Source organism: Pseudomonas sp. P97.38 (assembly GCF_001269745.1).
GTDB lineage: Bacteria > Pseudomonadota > Gammaproteobacteria > Pseudomonadales > Pseudomonadaceae > Aquipseudomonas > Aquipseudomonas chlororaphis_E.
In genome coordinates this window covers 112,275-131,103 of the sequence record NZ_LHVJ01000016.1, presented here as the reverse complement: position 1 = coordinate 131,103, position 18,829 = coordinate 112,275, and the positions used below count along the sequence as shown (strand labels likewise).

Below are 18,829 nucleotides of genomic sequence, written 5' to 3'. Positions count from 1 at the left end.
ATTCGCGCCAGGCAAGACTATCCCATTGGGCCAGGCCCTCACTAAAACAGGATTACTCATGTCCTTTGCTTCCCTCGGTCTCTCCGAGGCTTTAGTCGGCGCCATCGAAGCCGCCGGCTACACCGAGCCTACCCCGGTGCAACAGCGGGCCATTCCCGCCGTGTTGCAAGGTCGCGACCTGATGGTCGCGGCGCAGACAGGCACTGGTAAAACCGGCGGTTTCGCCCTCCCGATCCTGGAGCGGTTGTTTCCCAACGGTCACCCAGACAAATCCCAGCGTCATGGCCCGCGCCAACCGCGCGTACTGGTCCTGACCCCGACCCGCGAACTGGCGGCCCAGGTCCACGAGAGCTTCAAGATCTATGCCCGTGACCTGAAGTTCGTCAGCGCCTGCATCTTCGGCGGCGTGGGCATGAACCCGCAGGTCCAGGCCATGTCTCGCGGTGTCGACGTGCTGGTGGCCTGCCCCGGCCGCCTGCTGGACCTCGCCGGCCAAGGCAGCGTCGATTTGTCCCACGTGGAAATCCTCGTGCTGGACGAAGCCGACCGGATGCTCGACATGGGCTTCGTCCATGACGTAAAGAAGGTCCTCGCCCGCCTGCCCGCCAAGCGCCAGAACCTGCTGTTTTCGGCGACGTTCTCCAAGGACATCACCGACCTGGCCGGCAAGCTGCTGCACAACCCGGAACGCATCGAAGTCACGCCGCCCAACACCACGGTCGAGCGCATCGAGCAGCGAGTGTTCCGCCTGGCAGCCAGCCACAAGCGCGCCCTGCTGGCGCACCTGATCACCGCCGGCGCCTGGGAACAGGTCCTGGTGTTCACGCGCACCAAGCACGGCGCCAACCGCCTGGCCGAATACCTGGACAAGCATGGCCTGCCGGCCGTGGCGATCCATGGCAACAAGAGCCAGAACGCCCGCACCAAGGCCCTGGCCGACTTCAAGGCCGGTGAAGTGCGCATCCTGGTCGCCACCGACATCGCCGCCCGTGGCCTGGACATCGACCAGTTGCCCCACGTGGTCAACTTCGAACTGCCGAACGTCGATGAAGACTACGTGCACCGTATCGGCCGTACCGGCCGGGCCGGTCGTTCGGGCGAAGCGATCTCCCTGGTTGCGCCGGACGAAGAAAAGCTGCTCAAAAGCATCGAGCGCATGACCAAGCAGAAAATCGCCGACGGCGACCTGATGGGTTTCGACGCCAGCACCATTGAGGCCGAGAAGCCTGAAGTGCGTGAACGTCCGGACGTGCGCAACCCGCGCAATGCCCGTGGCCCACGGGGCGACGGTCCGAATGGCGGTGGCGGCGGTCGCAAGGACAAAGGCAAGGACAAGGGCAAGGAAAAGTCCGCCAGCAACGGCCGTGGCGAGCGCCCGGCCCGTGAGCAGAAGCCCCGTGAAGGCAGCCCTGCCCGCGAGCAGCAGCGTCCGGCCCCACGCGCCGCCGTCGATCGTGCCCCGGACGAGTTCCTGGACGACGATATCGACAACTTCGGTAACCGCGTCGACTACGTACCGCAGCAAAAGCCCGCCCAGGGCCGCGGCCGTCGCCCGGGGGCTCCGGCACAAGGCGCAGGCGCTCCACGCGGCGGCCAGTCGCAAGGTCGCCAGAACGGTCCGCGCAACAACGGCTCGTCCACCGGCACCCCGCCAGCCAAGCGCAACGGTCCACGCAACGGTGCATCCCGTGACGGTCAGGCACGCCGCGAAGACTCCCGCCCTCGCCGCCCGGCCCGTGACGACCAGTCTCGCCAGGAACCGGCCGTGCAAAACCCGCGTGGCAACCAGCCGAAGATCATGCACAAGGAGTCGAAGATCGATCGTTTCCCGACGCCTGAGCAACTGGATCAACTGCCTAGCCGTCCACGAGGCGAAAAACCGGCCCTGTTGACCCGCAATCGCTGAGTTTTTCCGTGCCGTAGACAATGCCCCTTGGTCTCGCGATCAAGGGGCATTTTTGTTGAAGCCTCACACACATTCCTGTGGGGCACATCCTAATGTGGGAGCGGGTTTGCTCCGGGCGGCGATCCGACGAATGCGGACTTTCATTCACCTCTGTGTCTACTGGCCCACCGCTTTCGCGAGCAAGCCCGCTCCCACAGAGGTCAGGGGTCGTTTGCAGCATATTCATACGGCCATAAAAAAACGCCCCCGACCGCAAGGCCGGGGGCGTTTTTTTGTCAGGCGCGAAGATTACTTCGCTTTGACACCTTCAAACGAAACGTACAGCTCGACCACATCGGACGATGGGCCCAGGTCTTTCTGTTTGCCGAAGTCCGAGCGCTTGATGCTGGTGGTGCCTTCGAAGCCGGCACGGTAGCCGCCCCATGGGTCCTTGCCTTCACCCAGGAAAGTGGCCTTGACCACGACTGGCTTGGTCACGCCCAGCAGGGTCAGGTCGCCGGTGACGTCGGCCGTTTCCTTGCCATCAGCGTTCTTGCCGGTGGACTTGACGCTGGTGGAGACGAACTTGGCGTCGGCGAATTTGCCCGCGTTCAGGAAGTCGGCACTGGCGATGTGCTTGTCGCGCTCGGCGTGGTTGGTGAACACGCTGGCGGTGCGGACGTTGAACTCGATCTTGCTGTCTTCAGGCTTGGCGGCGTCGAAGTTGAACTTGCCGTCGATGTCCTTGAAGGTACCGGTGATGTAGCTGTAGCCCAGGTGGCTGATCTTGAAGTCGACGAAGGCGTGCTGACCTTCCTTGTCGACTACGTAGTCGGCAGCCATGGCCTGGCCGGCCAGCAGGGTGGAACCGATTGCCAGGGCGGCGAGCGTCTTTTTCAACATGCTTTCTATTCCTTTGGAGTCGAGGTTGAACATCAGGCTTGGCGCCCCAGCATGCGCTTGAGGGTCGCGTCACGGTCGATAAAGTGGTGTTTCAATGCTGCCAACGCATGGAGGCCGGAGAAAATGACCAGCGCCCATGCCAGGTACAGGTGAATCAGGCCGGCGACGTCTGCCTGGTCAGGCAGTCCAGACACTAGCGCGGGTACTTCGAACAGGCCAAACACCGGGATCCCGACACCGTCTGCGGTGGAAATCAGGTAACCGGCAATCATCACGGCGAACAACCCGAGATACAGGGCACTGTGGCCGAGCTTGGCGCCGACGCGGGTCAGGCGACCATAGCTGGGCAAGGTCGGTGGCGGCGGGCTGATAAAACGCCAGAGCACCCGCAGCAGCATCACCGCCAGCAGCACCAGGCCAATGCTCTTGTGCAGGTCCGGCGCGTCTTTGCGCCAGGTGCTGTAGTAATCCAGGCCGACCATCCACAAGCCAAGCGCGAACAACCCGTACACCACCAGCGCAACGCCCCAGTGCAAAACGATACTGACCCAGCCATAGCGAGAAGAAGAGTTGCGTAGCTGCATTGCTCATATCCTGTAAAAACTGCGACCAAGACTAGCGGGTTATCTATCGATTTAAAGCGGAAAATTTCGCTTTGAAATATCGAGAAATACGATCATCAGTGTGGGAGAGCTGGGTTAAGGAAAGATTAAAGGGGGAGATGGTGGTGATGACGGGGGATTAGCAGCCTTTAGGGGCAATGCCAGTCAGTTAAGCCGCAAACCCGTGGGGAGAAAAGCTTGCTCGCGATGGGGCGAGCCAGTCGACAACACCATAGATGGGCTGCCGCTATCGCGAGCAAGCTTTGCTCCCAAAGGTTTTGTGTCGTTTGATCATTAACTGACTGACATTAGCCTTTACGAGCCTGTATGGGTCTCATCGCGAGGGACTGCTTCCACAGGAAAGCGCGTCGGAGCCATCACCACCCAGCTATTTCCACCATGCAATATATGTATCGCCGTTTCCGCCTTCCCTCTTGATCAAATGAGTGCTCAACAACTCATTGAACAAGGTAAAAACATGGCTGTTCCTTACACTCCATTTCGAGCAAGTGGCTCGCCGTTGCTGCCTCCCAATCAAACAATGTCGCCGGGGCAGTACCTCCAGTCCCCAAACGGAAAATTCCGCCTGGTCTTGCAGGCTGATGGAAATCTGATCATCAAAGACGATGAGACTGTCGTTTGGGTAGCTGATAGCAGACAACCTCATAGCGCAACCTTGTATCCAAAAAGAATGCGTGAGCCACTGCAGTTTGTCATCGCAAACAGTGGCTTCCTTTATAACCCGTCGAAGAGGCGTTTGTGGATTGCTGAAAGTACTCATAGCAGAGACAAATCGCTCTGGTACAACGCCTGCCTGGCGATGCAAGACGATGGCAACCTGGTGATCTATGACAGACGGACGGGGAATCTATGCTGGGCCCGCTTTGGCTTCGTCCCGGGACGTTTCTCAAAGCCAAAACGGGTGAAAATCTGGTTCGAGAATGTGGAGGTCTATACTTGGTCTTTTTCGCTACCGCCCTTGTAGGAACTACACAAACCTCAAGTAGCGGTGCATTCAGGTCTATAAGGATCCATATCGCATCTGTACGTCAATTGAGGGTCGTGTTTTTTAAGTATCATACGGCCACCAGTACAGCCGCTACCGAAGAGAATTATCAATAACACTAAAGCCGCCATTGGTTTCATGTTTCACTCCAATTCTTATGAGCCTAACGCTTTGAATTATTAATTCACCAAGCATTCAGGCTTATAGGGGACAAACGTGCACCTGTACGCCAACTAAGGGTCTTGTTTTGAAATCATCAGAGGATCCCGACATTCGCCGTACACGCACCCGTACATCGAAACCAATACGGCCATCGTCATCAGTATTTTCATACACGCTCCTGCTTTTTCGAGGAGCCTAGACTTATGGCTTGGTGCGCTCTATCGCTTGCTTCTGGTTAAAGGGTGGGAAGTTTCCGATATATCGCCAAGAGGTGTAGGACGTAACGCTCATTAAGCGACGCCGGGCTTTGGGTGGCGCCGCCGGTACGCTTGATGCTGAATAAAAAACGCGGCCCTTGAGCCGCGTTCTTTCCACCTGATCGTTACTGAGCCTTCGTCTCAGTAGCCGTCGTCGGTTTGACTGCTGCCTTCTTCACCGGCTCGGCCTTTTTCACCGGAGCCTTGGACGGGGACTTTTTGGCGGGAGCCTTGGCGGCCGGTTTTTTCGCCGCCGGCTTAGCCGTTGCTTTCTTGGTTGGCTCAACTTTCACCGGAGCAGGCGCTGGTGGCTCCACCGGTGCGGGTGCTGGGACGGGTGCCGGCGCAGGTGTTGGAGCAGGCGCTACCGGTTCCGGTGCCTTGACTGGCTCTGGCTTCTTCTCGTCGTCCGACCCACCGAACAGGTTGGTGAAGAAGTTGCCCTTCTTCGCCGCCACGGCGCCCGCTGCCGCCGCCGCGACCGGAGCCACCTTGGCCGGCTCGAACGACTTGCCCGCTGCCAGGTCTTCCACCTGGCTGGCCGCCCGTTGACCGCTGCGCAGCGCACCTTCGAGGGTGCCTGGGTACAAGGTGTCGGTGTGCTCGCCGGCAAAGGCTACGCGTTGCAACGGTTTTTCCCACAGGCGCCAGTACTTGCTGATCTGGCCCGGGCCAAAGGCCAGGTAGGCGCCGCCCATGGACGGGTCGGTGCTGTAGCGACGGATTTCATAGCCGGTGAACGCGCCACGGGCCTGTGGGTAGAACGCGTGCAGACGAATGAGCACCTGGTCGACCATCTGCTTGTCGCCGAAGGCCTGCATCACCCGAGCGTTGTCGCCGGACAGGTTGATGACCACGTTGGCGCCGCCCTTCAAGGCCGGCTCGATCCACATCATGCCCAGGCCGGTGTTGCTGTAGATCTCGCCGGACATGCGCGCCTTGCTGTCCCACACCGGAGTCTTGAACTTGAGCATGATCTGGTCGCGCCAACCGTAGTTGGTGCCTTTGATCGCGCCCTGGTGCTGGGCGTCGAGGGCCGGGGTCAGCTGGATCTTGTTCAGCGCCCGCAGCGGCACGGCCAACACCACGTAGTCGGCCTGGTAGCCGACGCTGCCGACCTTGACGGTCACGCCGTCCTTGTCCTGGGAAATCGCCGATACCGGCGAGTTGGTCTTGATGGTCTTCAGTTGCTTGACGAACGCCTGGGCCAGGACCGGGCTGCCGCCGAGCAGGCGCGAGGCCCGCAGGTCGCGGTCGGACACACCCCGGTAAACGCGGTTCTGCTGTGCGAAATACAGCAGCGACAAGCGCGAAGGTTCGTCATAACGGGTACGGATTTCCTGGTTCACCAGTTGCCGCGTGGTGGCGGGCAGTTGCAGGCGGTCGAGCCAGTTGGACACGGTGATCTGGTCCAGGGCGTGCAACGTGCTGGTGGCGGCCGGGTTCTGCGGGTCCTCGATGGAGCGCGCCAGATCATCCAGGGTGGTTTCGTAGCGCTTCAGGGCTTCGGCGGTGGCCGGCTGCTTGGTCGCCAGGTCCGCGGCCGTGAAGTAGGTGCCGTCGATCAGGTAGCTGGGGGTACGCACGAACTCCGGGGCCGGCGTGGTGCTCAGCTTGAAGGTCGAGACGTATTTGTTCAGCACCGGCTGGGTCTTGTCATTGCCGATCCATTCACTGGTGGCCATGCCCGAACGGCCGCCCAGGTCCTGCTTGGCCTCCAGCAGCGTCACGGCCCAACCCTTGTTCTGCAGCTCATAGGCCGCCGTCAGCCCCGCCAGGCCGCCACCGACGACGATGGCCGTCGGTTGTTTGTCCTTGGCCAGCGCCGAAACGCTGAACAGCCCTATCATCACCAGCGCACAGGCGCGCAGCCAACCAGCAGACATTCAGCGAACTCCGGATTAAAACGTAGGAAATTTCAGTTGTTCGAGCCAGACGGCTCACGGTCTTTCGAGCCAGTCGGCTCAGGGAACGGCGAAGAATACGTCAGCCATCAAAACGCCGCCAGCGACGTCTATCGCCTCGGCCAAAGTAGCGGGAATGACACAATGGGTTGTCCGCGCGGCCACCATTGCATAGGCTTGCGCGATTGTTTTGCCCGCGCCCGCCGCGAGCCGCACCGAGGAGACTGTAAATGGGCCTGAATGACCAGTGGATGCAACGCGACCTCGCCGTGCTGTGGCATCCCTGCACCCAGATGAAAGACCACGAACAGCTGCCGCTGATCCCGATCAAGCGCGGTGAAGGCGTGTGGCTGGAAGACTTCGAGGGCAAGCGCTACCTCGATGCCGTCAGCTCCTGGTGGGTCAACGTGTTCGGCCACGCCAACCCGCGCATCAACCAGCGGATCAAGGATCAGGTCGATCAACTGGAGCATGTGATCCTCGCCGGTTTCAGCCACCAGCCGGTGATCGAACTGTCCGAGCGTCTGGTCAAGCTCACGCCTGAAGGCCTGACGCGGTGCTTCTACGCCGATAACGGCTCGTCCTGCATCGAAGTGGCGATGAAGATGAGCTTCCATTACTGGGTCAATCGTGGCCGGTCGGACAAGAAGCGCTTCGTCACCCTGAGCAACAGCTATCACGGCGAAACCATCGCGGCGATGTCGGTGGGCGACGTGCCGCTGTTCACCGAAACCTACAAGGCGCTGCTGCTCGACACCCTCAAGGTGCCGAGCCCCGATTGCTACCACCGGCCCGAGGGCGTGAGCTGGGAAGCGCATTCACGCACGATGTTCGCCGCCATGGAGCAGACCCTCGCCGAACATCACGACACGGTCGCGGCGGTGATCGTCGAGCCGCTGATCCAGGGCGCCGGCGGCATGCGCATGTATCACCCGGTGTACCTGAAACTGCTGCGCGAAGCCTGCGATCGCTACGGCGTGCACCTGATCCACGACGAAATCGCCGTCGGCTTCGGCCGCACCGGCACGATGTTCGCCTGCGAGCAGGCCGGCATCACGCCGGACTTCCTGTGCCTCTCCAAGGCCCTGACCGGTGGCTACCTGCCGCTGGCGGCCTGCCTGACCACCGACGAGGTCTACAGCGCCTTCTACGACGACTACCCGACCCTGCGGGCCTTCCTGCATTCCCACAGCTACACGGGCAATCCACTGGCCTGCGCGGCGGCCCTGGCGACGCTGGATATCTTCGAGCAGGACCAGGTCATCGACAACAACCGGGCCCTGGCCCAGCGCATGGCCAGCGCTACGGCGCACCTGGTCGATCATCCGAATGTCGCCGAAGTGCGCCAGACCGGCATGGTGCTGGCCATCGAGATGGTCAAGGACAAGGCGAGCAAGACCGCCTACGCCTGGCAGGAACGGCGTGGCCTGAAGGTGTTCCAGCATGCCCTGGAGCGCGGGGCGTTGTTGCGTCCGCTGGGGAGCGTGGTGTATTTCCTGCCGCCGTACATCATCACCCCGCAGCAGATCGATTTCCTGGCCGAAGTGGCCAGCGAAGGCATCGACATTGCCACCCGGGACACGGTCAGCGTGGCGGTGCCGAAGGACTTTCATCCGGGCTATCGCGACCCGGGCTGAAAATAGATTCTCCGTGGCGAGGGAGCTTGCTCCCGCTCGATTGCGCAGCAATCGCAAAAAAAGGGCCGCTTCGCAGCCCAGCGGGAGCAAGCTCCCTCGCCACAGCAATCTTCCTCGCCACAAAAAGCGCTCGATCAAAATAGCAACGACACCCCCTGATTCAGCAGAGAACCCACATGAGACTGTCCCGCTTCTTCATCGACACCCCCCTGAGCCTCGGCGACCACGAGCTGCCCGAGGCCCAGGCGCATTACATCGGCCGGGTGCTGCGCATGGCCGAGGGGGATGCGGTTCAGGTGTTCGACGGCTCAGGCCAGGAGTATCGCGGTAGCCTGGCCGAAGTCGGCAAGAAGCGCGTGCGGGTGCAACTGGACGAGCAGTTCGCCGGGCAGCCTGAATCACCGTTGCGCATTCACCTCGGCCAGGGCTTGTCCCGGGGCGAGCGCATGGACTGGGCCATTCAGAAAGCCACGGAACTGGGCGTCAGCGAGATCACGCCGATTTTCAGCGAACGCTGCGAAGTGCGCCTCAAGGACGAACGCGCCGACAAACGCCTGCTGCACTGGCGCCAGGTGGCGATCAGCGCCTGCGAGCAATGCGACCGTTCGAGCGTGCCGGTGATCCATGCGCCATTGCTGCTGGCCGATTGGCTGAAGCAGACCGAGGCCGAGCTGAAACTGGTGCTGCACCCGGTGGCCGAGCCGTTGGTCAGCCATGCCAGGCCATCGACGCTGGCCTTCCTGATCGGCCCTGAAGGCGGGTTGTCCGAAGGCGAAGTCGAACAGGCCAAGGCCGCCGGCTACCACGCCGCCCGCCTCGGCCCTCGCGTGCTACGCACCGAAACCGCACCGGTGGTGGCGCTGGCGGTGGCGCAGCAGTTGTGGGGGGATTTCTAACCGCCTGCGGCCACTGAGAACCCCGTGTGGGAGCGGGCTTGCTCGCGAATGCCATGGGTCAGTGACATCGATGTTGGCTGACCCACCGCTTTCGCGGGCAAGCCCGCTCCCACACGGGTTCGGTGGTGTTTGTCAGAGTACATAACGCAGAATCGCCACGAAGTGCAGCAGGCTGCCGGCGATCACGAACAGGTGCCAGATGCCATGGGCATGGCGCAGGCGTTTATCGAGGGCGAAGAAAATGATGCCCACGGTGTACAACACGCCGCCCGAGGCCAGCCAGGCGAAACCGGTGCTGCCCAGGGCCGCCAGCAGCGGCTTGACCGCCACCAGCACGATCCAGCCCATCACGGCGTAGATCACGATCGACAGGATCCGCGCCTCGGATCGTGGCTTGATCTCCTGCAGGATCCCGATCAGCGCCAGCCCCCAGACGATCCCGAACAGGCTCCAGCCCCACGGCCCGCGCAAGGTCACCAGGCAGAACGGCGTGTAGCTGCCGGCGATCAGCAGGTAGATCGAAAAATGATCGACCTTCTGCATGATCTCTTTTCGGCGTCCGCGCACGCTGTGGTAGACCGTCGAGGCGCTGTACAGCACCAGCAGGGTAAACCCATAGATCGCCACGCTGACGATCTTCCAGGGATCGCCGGTCAGCGCGGCAATCACCACCAGCCACACACCACCGACAAAGGCCGCAATGGCCCCGACCAGGTGGGTCCATGCGTTGAGTCGTTCCCCGTGATACATCGAATCCTTACCCCATATGTCCAGACATGCGCCAAGGCTCAGGCCTGGCGCCATAAAGTGCAATGGTTTGCTTAAGACCTGCTGACACAACCCTGTGGCGAGGGAGCTTGCTCCCGTTCGATTGCGCAGCAATCGCACAAAACCGGGGCCGCTTCGCAGCCCAGCGGGAGCAAGCTCCCTCGCCACAAAAGCGTCCTTGCCACAGCTGAATGCCTCCCGAAAAACCTCGTCAATATCCTCGCCACAGTTGCGATTGAGGCACAATCGGATGACACGAATAAGAGCCCGCCCCATGCTGATCGACGAAGAATTGACCCTGAAGAAACTCGAGGTGTTCCTGGCGTTCATGCGCACCGGCAACCTGGCGCGGGCGGCGGTTGAGTTGCAGACCAGCAACGTCAGTGTGCACCGGGCCATTCACTCGCTGGAGAGCGCCCTGCGTTGCCCGCTGTTCAAGCACGAAGGTCGCAACCTCACGCCGCTGGAAAGCGCCTACGTGCTGGAGGAACGGGCCCAGAAGCTGATTCAGGACGTGGTCGAAAGCGTGCGCCTGACCCGTGAGGCCGCCGGGTTCTCCGCTGAGCGTTTCAAGCTCGGCTCGCTCTACTCACTGACGGTCAAGACCGTCCCGCAACTGATCATGGGCCTGAAGATCCGCCGCAGCGAACTCAACATCGACCTGATCATGGGCTCCAACATCGACCTGCTGTACAAGCTCAAGAACATGGAAGTGGACGCGATCCTGGTCTCGCTGGACGACAGCGTCAACGACCCGGACTGCGAGCACATCGCGCTGTTCTCCGATGACATTTTCCTCGCCACGCCGGCCGACTCACCGTTCGCCCAGCGCAGTGAGGTCGACCTGGCCGAGGTCCGCGACGAGACGTTCATCACCCTGACCCAGGGGTTTGCCACGCACCAGGACGGCATCCGGGTGTTCAGGCAGGCGGGGTTCGAGCCGAAGGTGGCGATGCAGGTCAACGACATCTTTACCCTGCTGAGCATGGTCAGCTCGGGCGTGGGCTATGCGTTGCTGCCAGGCAGGATCGCGGCGGTGTACGAGAACCGGGTAAAACTCATCCCGTTGCAGGACAAGTACCGATTGCAACAGCACATCGGCGTGGTGTTCCTCAAGGCCAAGGAGCGCGACCCGAACCTGCTGGCGTTGCTCGCCGAGTGCCGGATGTACGCCAATCGCCAGGGTTGAGACCCCGCGGACTTCTTCGCGAGCAGGCTCGCGCCCACAAGATCCCAGGGCCTCTCGATCAAACGTGGGGCGAGCCTGCTCGCGAAGGGGGCGCCCCTGCCAACCGAACTACCCCAACAGCCCTCGCATGATCAAAAACAGTACCGAGGGACCCAGCAAGCAACCCAGCGCGGTATAGAACGCCGCCGTCAGACAACCATAGGGCACCAGCTTCGGATCCGTGGCTGCGAGCCCGCCCGCCACGCCACTGGAGGTCCCCATCAAGCCGCCGAAGATCACCGCGCTGCGTGGGTTGTTCAGGCCGATCAGTGGCGCCACGAACGGCGTCGCCACCATGACCAGGATCGCTTTGATCAAGCCTGCGGCAATCGACAGTGCCATCACCTCGGAACTGGCGCCGATGGCTGCGCCGGTCACGGGGCCGACGATGTAGGTGACCGCGCCTGCGCCAATGGTAGTCAGGCTTATCGCGTCGGTATAACCGAAGGCCATCGCCACCCCAACACCGGCGATGAATGATGTCCCGACGCCGACGAACAGCGCCAGCACTCCGACGAAACCGGCACGCTTGAGTTCTTCGATGTTCACGCCGAACGCAGTGGCGACGATGGCAAAGTCGCGCAACATCGCGCCGCCCAGCAGGCCGATGCCCGAGAGCAATGGAATGTCCACCACCCCTTTCTGTCCCCCGGTCATCGCGCCGCCAATGTACGACAGCACCAGCCCCAGCAGTATCGCGATGGCTGAACCATGCAGGCGACCCTTGGTGAATGTGTTACTGATCCAGTACGACACCCACATGGTGATGCCGACAATCGCGAAACCGCTGATCAGGCCGTAGCCGGTGATGACCTTCATCAATGATTCGTACATGGCGATCACCCTACCGTTTTCACGCAGGTGTCGGCTTCAGGCCCCTTGTTGCCGATGCGCACCAGCACCGGCACCATTGCAAAGGCAATCACCACCGCCAGAGTCCCCGCCAGGATCGCCATCGGCCCGCCCTTGAGGGCACCGTAGACATTCTGCTGGGCTGCCATTGCCACAACGATGGGAATGTAGACCGCGCTCCAGAATTCCACCCCGGCCTCGGATTTGCCCTTGAACAGACCACGCTTGCCCAGGTAGCTGCCCAGGCCGATCAGCAACAGCATTGCAATGCCGACCCCGCCGACATTGGCCGGCACGCCGATCAACTTACCCAGCAGTTCACCGATGAAAATACCCGTCAGGGTACAAAAAGCCAGAAACGCCACGCCGTAAATAATCATTGTTGTAGTCCTCAAAATGCATCGTCGAAGTTGTTGTTTTTGTGCTTCGCCAGCTTGAGTCGGTGGTCTAGGGTTGGCGGCATCCCTCCTCTGCGAGCAGCGTCTGCAGCGTATCGAGCCGGGCACCGTCATAGGCCATGACCGTGCCCGACTCGAACACCCGGCGCGCCAGCCCGGTCAGCACCGCACCGGGTGGCAGTTCGATCTGCAGCCGCACACCGCGCTCGTAGGCACTTTGCACCGTGCCGCGCCAATCGACGACACGGCACATGTTGAAGGCCAGGTCGTCACGCAAGGCCTGCGGCGCGATGACCAGCCGGGCACGGCTGCCGCTCAAGTAACCCAAGGCCGGGGCTTGCAGCGGTACATCGGCAAATGCCTGGGCCAACGTTCGCGCCGGGGCCTCCAGCAGCGGGCAATGGGACGGCACGCTCACCGCCAGGCGACAGGCCTTGCCGGCGCCCTGGCCGCGCGCGTGCCTGGCGACGGTGGCCATGGCCTCGTCGCTACCGGCGATGACCACCTGGTTATCGGCATTGATATTGGCCAGGTAGACCGGCGTGCTGTCGCTGTGCACTTGCGCCAGCAAGCCTTCCACGGCGGCGAGGTCCAGGCCGATGATGGCGGTCATGCCATAGCCCTGTGGGTACGCCTGCTGCATCAGTTCTCCGCGCAGGCTGACCAGCCGCAGCGCATCCTCGAACCCCAACGCACCCGCCACCACTGCCGCCGGATAGGCACCGATGGACAACCCCGCCACATAATCCGGTGCCGGCGCCTGCTCCAGCAATCGACGGGATGCCGCCACGCCGGCGATCAACAGGCACAACTGCACGGCGCGGGTCGATTGCAACGCCTGGGCGCTGTCCAGTTGCAGCACGTCTTCACCGAGCACTTCGCTGGCCTGTTCCAACCACTGCGGCGCCAGGCCGTGGAGCATGCCTGCCCGCTGCGCGCCCTGGCCCGGAAACACCAAAAGGCTGCTCATGCCACCTGCTCCAGCGCCGGCTGCCAGGGATTGCTCACCAGTCGGGCCTGGTGGTCATCCTTGAGCAGGACCCGGCGCGACGACCCCGCCCACTCCCGCAGCGCCACGGCGCCGAAGGGCGTTTGCAGCTGCATGTCCACCCCGCACGCCGAGTCCTCCAGGTCCGCCAGCAACGCCTTGGCTCGCTGGCGTTCCAACGGTTGTGGCGTGCGCAGAATCAGGTCCAGGTCGCTGCGCGCATGCAGGGCCTCGACCCCACTGGCAAGCTCGAACCCGGCGCTGCCGCTGATGCCCCAGCGCCAGCCGCAGGCATCGAGCAGCGGCCGCAGACGGGACAGCGCTCGCAGGGCCGGCAGGTCGCGAGCGGAGTGGGCCTGGCACAGGTCTTCCGGGCGAACCCGGCGCAGGATCGCCGCCAACGGCATCGACGTGGCATAACGTTGTTCCCGGGCCCGACCACGAATGCCCACCGCCACCCACCCGGCCGGGCTCAGCGCCCGTCGTACCACCACCGGGTGCCCGAGACCGAGGGCTTCGCTCGCCCAGGCGGGTGCATCCAATGGCAACTGCGCCGGGGTCATCCCCCAGAGCAGGTCGTGGGCCAAGAAGGTGCTCACCACTGCTCACTCAGCAATTGGCGAACATGGCTGGAAGCGGCGCGATGGGGCGCCCCAAGGCGACTGCGCAAATCCCGAGGCGCCCCGCCGACATGCTTGATCGCCTGTTGCAGGCAGTCGGCAACCCGGGCCAGATCGGTCACCGAGGGCTGTTCGATCTGCTCGACCGACAAGGTTTCCCAGAGCAATCCCAGGCTGGCAAAGCTGTCGATGTCATAGGCCATCGGCGGCACGCTGGCGGCCAGTGCTTCCAGTTCTTCGACACTGCGCAGGGTCACCCGCGCCGCCGACGCCTTGCCCATGGCGTGGACCATCACCCCCGGATCGCGCAGCGCAATCAACCGGTTCGCCTGGTAGCCGTGGGCCAGGAACGCCCCAGACATCGCCTTGCCCACCAGCAGGCCGATCACCGGGTGCCCGGCCAGGCGGGCACGGGCGTAACTGTCCGCCGCCCCCGCCAGGGCCTGATGGATGCCCAGGGCTTCTTCCCGGCGCCCATAAGCCTGGCTGGGCACATCGACAATGGCGATCAGCGCCCGCTTGGCGGACGCCTGGCGGTCGGCCTCGATGGCGTCGTCCACCGCCTTGGCCAGGCCCCAGCCCTCCAGCAAACCGACCTCGCCGTTGCGCGCACGGGGAAAACGGTTGTCGGGGTCGGCCACGACCGCCAACAGGCGCACGGCCTGTTCGCCCAGCGTCGTGTCGACAACTTTCACCGAAGCAGGCAATCCCGACAGCGGCTCGGCACCGCCGCTCAAGGCTTCGAACCAGCGCAAGCCTCTCAATGAATACGAACTCATGGGCGTTCTCCCTGATACAACTGGCGAACCGCGGCCGGTTCGATCTGCGCGTGCGTGTCCAGGCGAGCCAGGCGTTGCAGGAACAGCCCGGCCTGGCCGCTGCGGTGCTGGGCAGGTACGCCCAGGTGCAGCAACTGGCTGACCTGTTGGCGAATCTGTGTCACATCATCGGCGCTGTAGCGGTCCACCAGCCCGGTGGCAAAACGCTGTTCACCACCGGTCAGGCTCCAGATGAAGGGGCGGTCGCGGGAGTCGTACTCGTCGAGCCCGGCCTCCTGCTCGATCACCTGCGGGCCGTTCAGGCCCAGCCGGGCCTCCTGGGTCACCAGCAGGTAACTGCACAACCCGGCGGCGATGGACATGCCGCCAAAGCAGCCGACGCTGCCCGCCACCACGCCCACCACCGGCTGGTACTGGCGCAGGTCGACGATCGCCGAGTGGATCTCGGCAATCGCCGCCAGGCCCAGGTTCGCCTCCTGCAAGCGCACGCCGCCGGTTTCCAGCAGCAGCACGGCGCGGGTCGGAATGCCACGACGGTTGTCCTCGGCAGCCAACTCCAGCGCACCGGCAATCTTCGCCCCACCGACCTCGCCGAGGCTGCCGCCCTGGAACGCGCCTTCGATCGCGGCGATCACCACCGGCAGGCCGTCGAGCGAGCCCTTGGCGATCACCACCCCGTCGTCGCTTTGGGGCACCACGCCTTGTCGCAGCAACCAGGGCGACATGACCCGCTGGAACGGGTCGAGCAACTCGCGAAACGTACCGGCATCGAGCAAGGCTTTCGCCCGCTGCCGGGCACCGAGTTCGACGAAGCTGTGCTTGTTGAGCAACGCTGCGCTGTCAGTCATGACCGATCTCCTCGAAGCCTTGTTCCAGGCGCAGGCGTACCACCCCAGGGGTGGCGCCGAAATCGTGGATGTCGATGGCCAGCGCGGGAGGCGTCTGGCCGTCGAACATCCGGGCGAACAGATGTTGCCAGCGTTGTTCGCTGCCATTGACCGAGGTCTGCACCTGGATGGTCAGCTTGCCGGCCAGCCCCGGCTCGATCAGCACTTCCAAGTCGCCCGAGCCGACACAGCCCACCAGGGCACGCCCCCGTGGCGGCTGCCCGGCGGGGAATTCAAACATTAAGGTTTGCATCAGAAAGCTCCCTGGATGAGGCCGTCACCCGATTCGATACGGTCGACGAACAGGCAGGCGGCGAGCAGGTCGGCGGCACCGCCGGGCGAGGCGTTCAAGGCGATCAGTTGTTGGTCCAGCCCGTGCAAGCGGCGGCGACCGTCGAGGCTGGCGCTGCCGCCGGCGTCCAGCACCGCCTGGGCGCCAGTCTGCATGGCCTGCAAACCGGGCTCGCCGGCGCGGTACAGCACGCAGGTGTCCGCCAGTTGGGTCATGATCGCCAGCAAGGCATCGAGCCGGGCGTTCTGTTCGCCGTGCCCTTGGGCGCGGCTGCATCTGAGTTGCGGCAGGGCCCGCTGCGTGATCGAAGGAAAACCAAGCTGCGCTTCTTCCCTGGCGCCGCGGGCGCCGTAGCGTTGGGCGACTTGGGCGCCATGGCTGAGGGGCCTTGGCGCATAGCGATCGTCTAGCAACGCCAGGCGCGCGGCGCGCAAGGTGACCGCGCCGGCCGTAGCGGCTTGAGGTGCCAGCGCAGCCGCGGCCACCAACAGGCCCAGCGCCCAGATCGCGCCACGATGGGTGTTCACGCCACCGGTGGTGGCAAGCATTGACGCTTCCCCTTCCCGTCCGATCCGCCCGAGGGCTTCGCGCAGCGGCAGGCCGATTTCACCGAACTCGATCGCTGCTTCAGCCATTTGCTTGAAAGCCGGCCACAAGGCCAGCGCCGAGGCGTGCATCAGGCCGAGGTGCAGGTCGGTGTGGGCGCCGTTGCCACGTCGGTCCACCAGCGCCGGTTTGGGCGACAGGTCCGCTTCGTCGATCAGCGCGTCCACCGCCAGGTCGGCCAGTCGGTCGGCCAGGCTCAGGGTTTTCGGTTGCAGGTTGAATGCGAGCATTACCAACTCCTGAATTTGGCGGGCGGGTTGTAGAGGCCACCGGACCACTCCACCAGATCGGCCACGCTCTTGGCGGCGAGCCATTGGCGGGTGGCGTCGGTGCGGCGAATGCCGAGGTCTTCGGGCAAGGCGATCAAGCCCTCGCGGCGCATGCGGGCGGTGTCCTTGGGGTTGTGCCGCAGGCCGATGGCGGTGACGCCGGCCACGGCAGCGATCATGGCCTGGCGCTCTTCCAGGGAACGGGCCTTGTACAGGTAGGCGATGCCTTCCTCGGTGAGCAGGTGGGTGACGTCGTCGCCGTAGATCATGATCGGCGCCAGGGGCATCCCGGCTTTCCTGGCCACGTCCACCGCATCGAGGGTGTCGACGAAGGTGGGCTTGCCGCCTTCCTGGAAGGTCTCGACCATTTGCACCACCAGCTTCTTGCCACGTTCGAGCAATGGCGCCTCGCCGTCGCCATGGCGCATGTCGAGCCAGGCCGGCGTGCCATGTCGACGACCACGCGGGTCGTGGCCCATATTCGGTGCCCCGCCGAAGCCGGCCAGTCGCCCTCGGGTCACGGTGGAGGAATGGCCGTCGCCGTCCACTTGCAGGGTCGCGCCGATGAACAGGTCCACCGCGTATTGCCCGGCCAGTTGGCACATCATGCGGTTGGAGCGCAGCGAGCCGTCGTGGCCGGTGAAGAACACGTCCGGCCGGGCGGCGATGTAGTTTTCCATCCCCAGCTCGGTGCCAAAGCAATGCACGCTTTCGACCCAACCGCTTTCAATGGCCGGGATCAACGTCGGGTGCGGGTTGAGGGTCCAGTTGCGGCAGATCTTGCCCTTGAGCCCGAGGGATTCGCCGTAGGTCGGCAAGATCAGCTCGATCGCCGCGGTGTTAAAGCCGATGCCGTGGTTGAGGGACTGGACGTTGTGTTTCTCATAGATCCCACGGATCGCCATCATCGCCATCAAGACGTGCACCGGCTTGATGTGACGCGGGTCGCGGGTGAACAGCGGCTCGATATAGAACGGCTTGTCGGCCACCACCACGAAATCCACCCAGGACGCCGGGATATCCACCCGCGGCAGGTCGCTGACGTCGTCTACCAACTGATTGACCTGGACGATGACGATGCCATCGCTGAACGCCGCCGGTTCAATCAACGCCGGGGTGTCTTCGGTGCTCGGGCCGGTGTAGATGTTGCCGGCGCGGTCGGCCATGAAGCCGGCCGAGAGCACCACGTTGGGAATCAGGTCCACCACCAGCCGGGCGTAAAGCTCGATGTAGGTGTGGATCGCGCCGACTTCCAGCAGCCCGTCTTCGAGCAACTGGCTGATGCGCAGGCTCTGGGTGCCGGCGAAGGAAAAGTCGAGCTTGCGGGCGATGCCGCGTTCGAACAGGTCCAGGTGCTCGGGCCGGCCGACGCTGGGCATGATCATGTGCAGGTCGTGCAGCTTCGAAGGATCGGCCTTGGCCAGGGCGCGCGCGAGGAAATCCGCCTGCTTCTGGTTATTGCCCTCCAACACCACACGGTCGCCTGGCAGGACCAGCGCCTCCAGCGCCGCCACGATCTTGTCGGTGGGCAACACCACACCGTCGGCCAGCCCCTTCACCAGCCCGAGACGCCGCTGCTTTTCGCCGCGCCGCCGCGTCCAGCGCGAGTCGGGGGATATTGTTGTTGTCATGACCACTCCACGGGTTCGCTGTCGTGGGGCTTACCTTAGGAGCGATGGTGTGACGGCATCAATCAAGCTCGATGGAGGATCGTTACGCTTGGCGTAATGATCGAGCACAACCCTTGTGAAAGGCGGTTTGAGACACGGCGCCAGCCCTCGTGGGAGCGAGCTTACTCGCGAAGACGGCGGCACGGTCAACATTATCGGTGACTGACATATCGCTTTCGCGAGCAAGCTCGCTCCCACAGCGAGGGATGGCGGCCTGCTT

18 protein-coding genes are annotated in these 18,829 nt (G+C 63.3%); 5 read left to right on the top strand and 13 right to left on the bottom strand.

Annotated features, from left to right (window positions below; all coding sequences use genetic code 11):
- The first annotated feature begins 58 nt into the window (after positions 1-58).
- Positions 59-1,906 carry a DEAD/DEAH box helicase gene (locus AD664_RS13655; RefSeq protein ID WP_053147237.1) on the top strand — a complete coding sequence of 616 codons (1,848 nt, stop codon included), beginning with the start codon at positions 59-61 and terminating at the stop codon, positions 1,904-1,906.
- A gap of 288 nt (positions 1,907-2,194) precedes the next feature.
- On the opposite strand, the gene AD664_RS13650 is transcribed toward AD664_RS13655, so the two are convergent.
- Entirely contained in the window at positions 2,195-2,788 is a 594-nt protein-coding gene (locus AD664_RS13650) for a YceI family protein (protein WP_042729529.1), read from the bottom strand.
- A 32-nt stretch (positions 2,789-2,820) separates the two neighbouring features.
- Positions 2,821-3,372, bottom strand: coding sequence for a cytochrome b (locus tag AD664_RS13645; RefSeq protein WP_053147235.1), 552 nt, complete (start codon positions 3,370-3,372; stop codon positions 2,821-2,823).
- A gap of 496 nt (positions 3,373-3,868) precedes the next feature.
- On the opposite strand from AD664_RS13645, the gene AD664_RS27040 reads away from it, so the two are divergent.
- Positions 3,869-4,375 carry a hypothetical protein gene (locus tag AD664_RS27040; protein ID WP_083454196.1) on the top strand — a complete coding sequence of 169 codons (507 nt, stop codon included), beginning with the start codon at positions 3,869-3,871 and terminating at the stop codon, positions 4,373-4,375.
- A 565-nt stretch (positions 4,376-4,940) separates the two neighbouring features.
- Here AD664_RS27040 and AD664_RS13640 read toward each other — a convergent pair.
- Positions 4,941-6,701: a flavin monoamine oxidase family protein gene (locus AD664_RS13640; RefSeq protein WP_053147234.1), complete on the bottom strand. Its 1,761-nt coding sequence runs from the start codon at positions 6,699-6,701 to the stop codon at positions 4,941-4,943.
- A gap of 248 nt (positions 6,702-6,949) precedes the next feature.
- Here AD664_RS13640 and AD664_RS13635 point away from each other — a divergent pair, with 248 nt between their 5' ends.
- Both AD664_RS13635 and AD664_RS13630 read left to right on the top strand, forming a co-directional pair.
- Positions 6,950-8,356: an adenosylmethionine--8-amino-7-oxononanoate transaminase gene (locus AD664_RS13635; protein WP_053147232.1), complete on the top strand. Its 1,407-nt coding sequence runs from the start codon at positions 6,950-6,952 to the stop codon at positions 8,354-8,356.
- Positions 8,357-8,532: 176 nt separating this feature from the next.
- On the top strand, positions 8,533-9,252 hold the full coding sequence (locus AD664_RS13630; RefSeq protein WP_053147230.1) for a 16S rRNA (uracil(1498)-N(3))-methyltransferase: 720 nt from the start codon (positions 8,533-8,535) through the stop codon (positions 9,250-9,252).
- Positions 9,253-9,384: 132 nt separating this feature from the next.
- Here the strand turns inward: AD664_RS13630 and AD664_RS13625 are convergent, their stop codons facing one another.
- Positions 9,385-10,002 carry a hemolysin III family protein gene (locus AD664_RS13625; protein ID WP_053147228.1) on the bottom strand — a complete coding sequence of 206 codons (618 nt, stop codon included), beginning with the start codon at positions 10,000-10,002 and terminating at the stop codon, positions 9,385-9,387.
- A gap of 292 nt (positions 10,003-10,294) precedes the next feature.
- On the opposite strand from AD664_RS13625, the gene AD664_RS13620 reads away from it, so the two are divergent.
- Positions 10,295-11,209, top strand: a complete 915-nt coding sequence (locus AD664_RS13620) for a LysR substrate-binding domain-containing protein (protein ID WP_042731356.1) — start codon at positions 10,295-10,297, stop codon at positions 11,207-11,209.
- A gap of 108 nt (positions 11,210-11,317) precedes the next feature.
- Here AD664_RS13620 and madM read toward each other — a convergent pair whose 3' ends face one another.
- The 9 genes from madM to mdcA form a co-directional block, all read right to left on the bottom strand.
- The gene (gene madM / locus AD664_RS13615; protein ID WP_042731367.1) at positions 11,318-12,082 is read right to left on the bottom strand and encodes a malonate transporter subunit MadM; all 765 of its coding nucleotides are present in this window, start codon (positions 12,080-12,082) and stop codon (positions 11,318-11,320) included.
- Between the two features lie 5 nt (positions 12,083-12,087).
- On the bottom strand, positions 12,088-12,480 hold the full coding sequence (madL, locus tag AD664_RS13610; RefSeq protein ID WP_042731357.1) for a malonate transporter subunit MadL: 393 nt from the start codon (positions 12,478-12,480) through the stop codon (positions 12,088-12,090).
- A gap of 67 nt (positions 12,481-12,547) precedes the next feature.
- On the bottom strand, positions 12,548-13,468 hold the full coding sequence (gene mdcH / locus AD664_RS13605; protein WP_053147226.1) for a malonate decarboxylase subunit epsilon: 921 nt from the start codon (positions 13,466-13,468) through the stop codon (positions 12,548-12,550).
- On the bottom strand, positions 13,465-14,088 hold the full coding sequence (locus tag AD664_RS13600) for a malonate decarboxylase holo-ACP synthase (protein ID WP_053147225.1): 624 nt from the start codon (positions 14,086-14,088) through the stop codon (positions 13,465-13,467). The genes mdcH and AD664_RS13600 overlap by 4 nt, the downstream gene beginning before the upstream one ends.
- Complete coding sequence (gene mdcE, locus AD664_RS13595; protein WP_042731360.1) at positions 14,082-14,885, bottom strand: biotin-independent malonate decarboxylase subunit gamma; 804 nt, start codon at positions 14,883-14,885, stop codon at positions 14,082-14,084. Before mdcE ends, AD664_RS13600 begins: the two co-directional genes overlap by 7 nt.
- Positions 14,882-15,733: a biotin-independent malonate decarboxylase subunit beta gene (locus AD664_RS13590; RefSeq protein ID WP_042731361.1), complete on the bottom strand. Its 852-nt coding sequence runs from the start codon at positions 15,731-15,733 to the stop codon at positions 14,882-14,884. Before AD664_RS13590 ends, mdcE begins: the two co-directional genes overlap by 4 nt.
- Positions 15,726-16,025 (bottom strand): malonate decarboxylase subunit delta, encoded by a 300-nt coding sequence (locus AD664_RS13585; protein ID WP_042731362.1) that lies wholly within the window; start codon positions 16,023-16,025, stop codon positions 15,726-15,728. Before AD664_RS13585 ends, AD664_RS13590 begins: the two co-directional genes overlap by 8 nt.
- Complete coding sequence (locus tag AD664_RS13580; protein WP_042731363.1) at positions 16,025-16,900, bottom strand: triphosphoribosyl-dephospho-CoA synthase; 876 nt, start codon at positions 16,898-16,900, stop codon at positions 16,025-16,027. Before AD664_RS13580 ends, AD664_RS13585 begins: the two co-directional genes overlap by 1 nt.
- Positions 16,900-18,570: a malonate decarboxylase subunit alpha gene (mdcA, locus tag AD664_RS13575; protein WP_042731364.1), complete on the bottom strand. Its 1,671-nt coding sequence runs from the start codon at positions 18,568-18,570 to the stop codon at positions 16,900-16,902. Before mdcA ends, AD664_RS13580 begins: the two co-directional genes overlap by 1 nt.
- Positions 18,571-18,829 lie beyond the last annotated feature (259 nt).